Genomic DNA, 7170 nt, shown 5'->3' with positions numbered 1-7170 from the left:
GCCCGACGTGCAGGCGGCCCTGGCGGCGGCCGAGGACCGCGTCGGCGACGGCGCCCAGATGCGCGCGCGCACGCTGCTGGCCCGTCCCGACGGTCATCTGCGCGACGTGCTCAACCGCGGCACCGAGTTCCGCGCCTGCGCGTACGGCGAGCCGCACAACGCCGAGATACTGGGCGACGAGAAACAGGAGGCTTGAGATGCAGCTGGGCAAGGTGATCGGTACCCTGGTGCCGGCGACGATCGCCGACGGACTGGCCGGCGTGCCCTTGCTGTGGGTGCAACCGCTGGACAAGCGCGGCGCGTCGGCCGGCATGGCCTTCGTGGCGGCGGACGGCACCCGGATGGCCGGTCCCGGACAGATCGTCACCTGGGAGGCGAGCCGCGAGGCGGCGCTGACCCTGGAACCCAGTTTCGTGCCGGTCGATCACGCCATCGTCGGCCTGGTGGACGACGTGCAACTGGATGAGGAGGCGCGATGATCCTCGGACGCGTCGCCGGCCGCGTGGTGCAGACCATCCAGCACCCGGCCACCATGAACCGCCGGCTGCTGATCGTGGACCGGCTCGACCCCGACGGCGCGCCGAGCGGTGGCTACCTGGTCGCGGTGGACAGCGTGGGAGCCGGCCACGGCGAGACGGTGCTGGTGCTGGACGAAGGGAACGGGGCGCGGCAGATCCTGCAGTGGGAGAACGCGCCGGTGCGGTCGGTGGTGGTGGGGATCATCGACGCGTCGGGCTAGAAGGCCTCACCCAGGCTCAGGTAGAACCCCGACGACTCCTTGCCGAATCCCATGTCAGCCCGCAGGTTCAACCCCTCCTCCGCATTGAGCACGAAACGCAGCCCGCACCCCCCCGCCGCATGAAAACCGTCCAACCCGAAGCCGTCCAGATCCCGCGCCACCTGCCCCAGCCCCGCGAAGGTCACCGCGCCGAATCTCCGCCAGAGATGCGCGCGCCACTCGGCCTGGCAGGCCAGCAGGTTGCGGTCGCGGTAGCGTCCGCCGAAGTAGCCGCGCAGCAGGGCGTCGCCGCCGAGCTGGGGTAGCAGATCGAAGGGCGGGGCATCGCTCCTGGCCTCGGCGACGGCCCGCACGGCCAGCACTGATCGATCCGAAACGCCCCTGTACTCCGCCAGATTCAGAGAGGCGGCGCGGTAGTCGTAGTCGCCGCCCAGCGCCCCGCCGGCGACGGCCAGGACCAGGTCGCGCCGTCCCCCCTCGCGGGGATAGGTGGTGCTGTCACGGGTGTCGCGGGAGATGGAGACGCCGGCCGACACGACGCTGCCGTCGCGCACGCCGGGCACACCCGCACCCGCCAGCAGGCCGCCCGCCTCGGTCTCCAGCAGCGTGCGCCGGGCGTAGCCCAGCCGGCCGCCCAGATACAGGGCCGGTGCCACGCGTTTCTCCAGGGACAGGTTCGCGCTCGTCGTGCGCGGCGTGAAGTCCTCCTCGGCCGCGTCGGGAGCGTCGTTGCCGAGGCCCCAGAAAGTGTTGGGGTACTTTACGTACGCCAGTCCGGCGTTCAGGCGCCAGTTTTCGTCGTCCAGGTAGAACTCGCCGGAGAGGAAGGCCATCGTCTGCTTCTTCGCGGTATAGACGAAGATCGGGGAGACGATGGAAGGCCGCGCGCCGGAATCGTCGCCGCGCAGGTAGACCAGCACGGTGCCGCCGCCGGCCAGTTCGGTCTCCGGCGTGTAGAACAGGAACGGGAAGGGAATGACGGACGCGTCGCCCGCGCTCGCGGCGGCCGCCGGCGACAGCGTCAGCAGGACTGCTGCAAGGAGAGTGCCGGCCCTGGGCATGTTCGTGCGCCTCCGGATTGCCGTTGGTTCGACCGTGAGTAATAACGCCTGTGACCGGAATTGTCAGGTGGAAAACCGGGGAGAAAGCTCACACGTTGGCCAGCACGCCGTCCTCGACAGGATCCTTCGGCACCCGCCGGACCCGTTTCGGCAACTCGATGACGAAGGCCGTGCCCTGGCCCTGCGCGCTCTGGCATTCGATGGTGCCGCCGAGCATCTGGGTGACGAGATTGAAGACGATGTTCATGCCCAGGCCGCTGCCGCCGCGCCCGCGCTTCGTGGTGTAGAAGGGGTCGTATATCTTGCGGACCTGCTCGCTGGACATGCCCTGGCCGTCGTCGCGGTACAATATGCGCACCATTTCGCCGATCTCGTCGATGTTGACGATGATACTGCCGCCTTCGCGATCCTCGAAGCCGTGCAGCAACGAGTTCATGACCAGGTTGGTGGCCACCTGGGCCAGCACGCCGGGGTAGCTCGTCATCTCCAGGGAGTCGGGACAGCTCAACTCTAGCCTGTGTCCGCCCTGCTTCAGCTTCGGGCGCAGGCTGACCAGGGCCTCGCGCAGATAAGTTCCCATGTTGAAGCTGCGGAGATCCTCGGTCGACTGGTCCACCGAGACCTGCTTGAAGCTCTGCACCAGTTCGGCGGCGCGGTTCAGGTTGGACAGGATCATGTGGGTGGCCTCGCGCCCGGCGCCCAGGAAGGTCTCGAGTTCGGCGCGGTTCAGCACTCCCCCCTCGTAGCGCCTGTTGAACCTTTCGACCTGCTGCTGCAGGTGGGAGGCGGCCGTGATGCCGATACCCAGTGGCGTGTTGATCTCGTGGGCCACGCCGGACACCAGGTTGCCCAGCGCCGCCATCTTCTCCGACGTCACCAGCTGGGCCTGGGCCTCCTGCAGTTCGGTGGTGCGTTCCTCCACGCGCAGTTCCAGCTCCTGGTTCATGCCCTGGATTTGCGCCTCGGCGGCCTTGCGCTCGGAGATGTCGCGGACAAAAGCGCAGTGGAAACGGCGGCCGCCGAACTCCTGGTAACTGGACGAGACCTCCACCGGGAAGACGCGTCCCGACTTGGTGATGTGCTCGCCCTCGATCAACACCGACCCCTGCCGCTTGACCTCTTCCCACACCTTGCCCCAGTCCTCCCTGACCAGGTCGATGGAGATGTCGTGGATGTTCATGGTGAGCAGCTCTTCCCGCGAGTAGCCGAGGACGCGGCAGGCGGTGTCGTTGACGTCCACCAGCGCGCCGTCCAGACCGATCCAGTAGACGGCGTCGGACGCGCTGTTGATGGAGTATTCCGTGCGGCGGAGCTTGTCCTCCGCCTGCACGCGTTCGGTCACGTCGAGGATGAAGCCCTCTACGCTTTCCATCGCGCCTTTCTCGTCGTAGAGGCCTACGCCCTGTTCCCACACCCACTTCAGGGTGCCGTCCTTGGCGATGATGCGGTATTCCAGCTCGAAGGAACGACGATTCTGGACGCACTCCCAGATCGTCGTGCGCACGTAGGGGAAGTCCTCGGGGTGGATGACGTCGACGGACTTGACGGAGCGTTCATCCACGAACTCGGCCGGCGTATAGCCCGTCAGCTTGATGGCCCCGTCGTTCACGTATTCGATGGAGAAATCCTTGTCGGCCCGGCAACGGTAGACCATGCCGGGCAGGTTGCCGATCAGGGCGGTCAGCTGCCGGCGGCTCTTGCGGAGCGCCCTCTCGGAGAGGATCCGGTCGGTGATGTTTCGATAGTTGAGCACCACGCCCTCGACGCCGGGGACGTCGTACATCGCCGTGTAGAGGCCCTCCAGGTGCAACCAGTGGCCGTCGCTGTGCTGCACGCGGATGGTGCCGATCCTGATGCTCTCGCCGGGCCTGCTCGTGGCCCGCTTGATGCCATTGAAGATCTTCGGCAGGTCCTCCGGATGCGTGTATCCGCCCGGTTGATGGCCCAGCAGCTCATCCTCCCTCACGCCGGCGACGCGCGCCGCGGCGGGGCTCACGTACGTGAACACGCCGCTGCCGCCGAGGATGAAGACGATGTCGGAAGTGTTCTCGGTTATGGCCTTGAAGCGCGTGGCGCTCTGGGACAGCTCCCGTGAAGCGGAATCCAGCCGCCGGAACTCCTTGCCGGTGCGACTCGAGGCGTAGATCACCAGCGCCGCATAGGCGAACAAACGCGTGACCTGCCAGAACCACCAGTCGTAGGAATACCCGGAGATCGACATGGCCAGGCAGCCGGTGCCGAGGAAAAGGGTGAAGACACACATCCAGAGCATCGAACCGTTGCGGTGGCGCCAGAACAGCAGCATGAGCCTGGCGCCGGACGCCGCGAAGAAGACGCCGGCCAGGGCGTTCACGAATTGCAGGCGGATCCGGCCCGCGGCGCCCGCGGTCAAGACGACCAGGTCGTCGGCATAGATTTGGAGCGCGATTCCCGTGGCGGTGCAGACACACACGACGCCGAGCGGCAGCCAACGCTGCACGCCCTCGCCCAGCCTTCCGGGCGGCAGCCAGACCATGGCCGCCAGGATGGCGCCGTACAGCACGGCCACCGAATGCATCAGGCCCGTCTCGGGAGCTTCCAGCGTCACGGCGTGATGGCCGAACATCGTGCCCAGGGCGAGCAACGACCCGGCCAACCAGAAGCGGTGGGTCGAATCGCCGTCCCCCTGGCGCAACAGGAAGAACCCCGCCAGGACCAGGGAGACCGACATGCAGGCGAATTCCAGCAGGAGCAGGACGGCCGAGTGGTCGAGCACCAGATCCATGTAATAGCGCCCGACGGCTATGCCGCCCAAGACAGGCAGCACGAAGGCCGCCACCAGCGTGACCAGACGGATGATATCCGCAGGGATTTCAATGCGTTGACGCTTCATCACCTGTTCCTGTATCCATGCGTACCGTCGCATGTCCGACGGTGACGATTTCCTGGATAATCATCGGCCGATATGTCTTTTACATGAGGGAATTTACGGAAATAGGGCGGGCCGACGGCCCGCCCCGGGATCAGGAAAGTAGGGTCCTGCTAGCTCTCCCGACTATCCTGCCTTTCCAGCCTTTCCTTGCGGCCCTTGTTGATGAGCCAGACGCCGATGCCGATCATGAAGATCGGCCACCAGTCCTTCAACCAGGCCATCGACAGACCCAAGAGCGTGTGCAGCAGGGCGAGCGAGCCGACCAGCACCAGGATCACGCCGCCCACGAAGGGATTGGTCTCGGGCAGATCGATGTTCTCGGCCGACATTCCGGCCTGTCCGGTCTCCAGGACACTGTTGTAGACCGACGCCCGCCGGCCCGCGTCGAAGATCTGGTAGAAGTAGACGAATCCCGTCAGCATGCCCAGCAGGGGCTCCATGCCCGAAGCCGTCCCCGAGGCCAGCATCATGACCAGCGACGCGATGACCAGGATGATCGTGAAGGCCTGCTTGTAGAATCCCACGTAGACGTGCCCCATGCTCGGCAAGAAGACCGACAGGATGATGGCGAACGCCTGGGATTTGTAGGGCAGTTCGCGCCGGCCGTAGATCGGCGGCGGGAGGGGCGGAATCTGCCCCTGGTGCGGCGGCGGTGCGTACGGGCCCTGGCCGCGGCCGGGATCGTTTTCCGGGTCGTAGTTCGTGCGTTCCATGTCAGCCTCCTGTTCGAGCGACGTGTCGGTCGTCATCTATTCCGGGGGTTCGAGGGAGCCGGGCCGACAGCCGCGCCAGTTCTCCCACATCTTCTTCACGTCCTCGCGCATCGAACGCGAAGCGGTGGACGCCTCATCGAAATCGGCCCGCAGCAGGGACGATCCCAGCGCCTGTCCGTGACGCTTGAGATCGGAGCGATCGGGTGCGGTGCGGTTGCGGCGTTCGCCTATATCGTGGCTGAGGTCGGCGGCGAGGCCGCCCGCTGCGTCGAGCACCTGATCGGCCCGTTCCATCAGCCAGTCGGGACCGGCCCGGACCACCCGGAGCGCCTTGGCCGGCGTCTCGCGCGCGGGCGACAGCGGCGTGCCGAACAGCAACACCAGGGCCACGGTGGCCGCGAAGGCCGCCTCCCAGACGAATTGCGGCCGTCCGACCTGTCCCGTCCACCAGGCCTGCCAGCGATCCCCCAGTCGCCCGAGGTGGCCCGAACGCTTGCGCGCCCGGGCGGCGGCGGTGGCGCGCAGGACGTCGTAGGTGAAGGCCGGATCCAGTTCCGGTTCCGCCAGCTCCGAGACCGCCGGCATCACCCAGGCCAGCGTGCTCGCCAGCTCGCTGCAGGGGGCGCAATGGGCGAGATGGTCTTCCAGCAGGCCGGCCTCGCGCTCGGTCAGCGAGCCGTCGGGACGCATCGCCAGCAGCGACTCGGCTCGGATGCAGGTTGGACCGCTCGTCGCGGCCAGCACGGCACCGGTCAATTCGTCGGCGTCCAGGCCGTCGGGATCTCCCAGCTCCGGCAGGTCGGCCGAGACAAGCATCAGCGCTTCCCGGCAACGGTCGCAGCCGGCGGCGTGCCCCAGGAAGAAGGTCTCGGCGGCGGCGTCCAGCTTGCCGGACAGGAAGTCGTCCAGCATGGCGTACCAGCGGTCGCAGCGCTCGTTCATGCCGTCGCCTCCTCCGCCGGAGGGCCCAGCAGCGTCTGGACGGCCTTGGCCAGCTCGATCCGTGCCCGGCTGGACCGCGACTTCACGGTTCCCAGGGGCAGGCCGAGCAGACCCGCGATGTCCTCCAGCGCCAGGCCCTGCATGTCCTTCAGCAGGATCATCTCGCGATTGATCTCGCTCAGCTGCTGCAGGGCGAAGTCCACGATCCGCAAACGCTCCTGGCGGGCGAACGCCTCGTCGGGAGATTCGTCCGGCGAGACGAGCCGCAAGGCATCCTCGGCGGGGATGTCCCTGGCCGGCGGACGGGCCTTGCGGCGGCGCAGATGATCGATGCAGGCATTGCGGGAGATCCTGATCAGCCAGGGCAGGAAACGGTCCGCGTCCTTGCAGCCGTCGAGATGACGGTAGATCCTCACGTAGATCTCCTGGGCTAGGTCGCGCGCCTCGTCGCTGTCGCCGAGGTAGGAATAGGCGATGCCGAAGATGCGGGACTGGTACCTGCGTACCAACATCTCCCAGGCCAGTTCATCGCCCGCGCGGCAGCTTTCCAGGATGTGCGCCAATTCCATTGCTTCTCGCGTTTCCTCTCCGCGGGATCATTCCCGTCGTGACCTACCAGACGCACGGTATCACCGGAAAGTTCGGTGGCAGATAAAAAGATGAGTTGTGCCACTGTGATTGTCCCCGCTATAGATGAGATCGAAATGGATCGGCCAAGTTCACTCATCAGTACGCGTACTTCAACTCGTGCCGCCTGTTCACCCCCAAGGCCGGCGTTTCGGTCGCCCGGTCGTAGTAGCGATG

Annotated in this window: 8 protein-coding genes; 3 read left to right on the top strand and 5 right to left on the bottom strand. The window is 66.6% G+C overall.

All coding sequences use genetic code 11. From position 1 onward, the window contains the following. From KJ554_14765 to KJ554_14755, 3 genes are all read left to right on the top strand, one after another. Positions 1-196, top strand: a 196-nt coding sequence (locus KJ554_14765) for a hypothetical protein (protein MBU0743592.1), incomplete at its 5' end; no start/stop codon positions are given. A 1-nt stretch (position 197) separates the two neighbouring features. Further along, complete coding sequence (locus tag KJ554_14760; protein ID MBU0743591.1) at positions 198-479, top strand: EutN/CcmL family microcompartment protein; 282 nt, start codon at positions 198-200, stop codon at positions 477-479. Next, positions 476-739, top strand: a complete 264-nt coding sequence (locus KJ554_14755) for a EutN/CcmL family microcompartment protein (protein ID MBU0743590.1) — start codon at positions 476-478, stop codon at positions 737-739. The genes KJ554_14760 and KJ554_14755 overlap by 4 nt, the downstream gene beginning before the upstream one ends. Here KJ554_14755 and KJ554_14750 read toward each other — a convergent pair. The 5 genes from KJ554_14750 to KJ554_14730 all read right to left on the bottom strand — a co-directional run bounded on the left by KJ554_14750 (position 736) and on the right by KJ554_14730 (position 6935). Next, positions 736-1800, bottom strand: a complete 1065-nt coding sequence (locus tag KJ554_14750; GenBank protein MBU0743589.1) for a BamA/TamA family outer membrane protein — start codon at positions 1798-1800, stop codon at positions 736-738. The two genes, KJ554_14755 and KJ554_14750, sit on opposite strands and share 4 nt — an antisense overlap. An 88-nt stretch (positions 1801-1888) precedes the next feature. Continuing rightward, positions 1889-4672 (bottom strand): PAS domain S-box protein, encoded by a 2784-nt coding sequence (locus KJ554_14745; protein ID MBU0743588.1) that lies wholly within the window; start codon positions 4670-4672, stop codon positions 1889-1891. Between the two features lie 149 nt (positions 4673-4821). Continuing rightward, on the bottom strand, positions 4822-5424 hold the full coding sequence (locus KJ554_14740) for a hypothetical protein (protein ID MBU0743587.1): 603 nt from the start codon (positions 5422-5424) through the stop codon (positions 4822-4824). A gap of 36 nt (positions 5425-5460) precedes the next feature. Continuing rightward, positions 5461-6366 (bottom strand): zf-HC2 domain-containing protein, encoded by a 906-nt coding sequence (locus KJ554_14735; protein MBU0743586.1) that lies wholly within the window; start codon positions 6364-6366, stop codon positions 5461-5463. Further along, complete coding sequence (locus tag KJ554_14730) at positions 6363-6935, bottom strand: sigma-70 family RNA polymerase sigma factor (GenBank protein ID MBU0743585.1); 573 nt, start codon at positions 6933-6935, stop codon at positions 6363-6365. The genes KJ554_14735 and KJ554_14730 overlap by 4 nt, the downstream gene beginning before the upstream one ends. Positions 6936-7170: the final 235 nt, after the last annotated feature.

The organism is bacterium, assembly GCA_018814885.1.
In the GTDB taxonomy this organism is placed as follows: domain Bacteria; phylum Krumholzibacteriota; class Krumholzibacteriia; order LZORAL124-64-63; family LZORAL124-64-63; genus JAHIYU01.
The sequence above is the reverse complement of the archived record's forward strand: the minus strand, read 5'-3'. Positions and strand labels throughout refer to the sequence as shown.

Coding starts and splice junctions, on each gene's coding strand:
- KJ554_14760 (MBU0743591.1), top strand. CDS start 198: ATGCAGCTGGGCAAGGTGATCGGTACCCTGGTGCCGGCGACGATCGCC.
- KJ554_14735 (MBU0743586.1), bottom strand. CDS start 6,366: ATGAACGAGCGCTGCGACCGCTGGTACGCCATGCTGGACGACTTCCTG.
- KJ554_14740 (MBU0743587.1), bottom strand. CDS start 5,424: ATGGAACGCACGAACTACGACCCGGAAAACGATCCCGGCCGCGGCCAG.
- KJ554_14750 (MBU0743589.1), bottom strand. CDS start 1,800: ATGCCCAGGGCCGGCACTCTCCTTGCAGCAGTCCTGCTGACGCTGTCG.
- KJ554_14745 (MBU0743588.1), bottom strand. CDS start 4,672: ATGAAGCGTCAACGCATTGAAATCCCTGCGGATATCATCCGTCTGGTC.
- KJ554_14730 (MBU0743585.1), bottom strand. CDS start 6,935: ATGGAATTGGCGCACATCCTGGAAAGCTGCCGCGCGGGCGATGAACTG.
- KJ554_14755 (MBU0743590.1), top strand. CDS start 476: ATGATCCTCGGACGCGTCGCCGGCCGCGTGGTGCAGACCATCCAGCAC.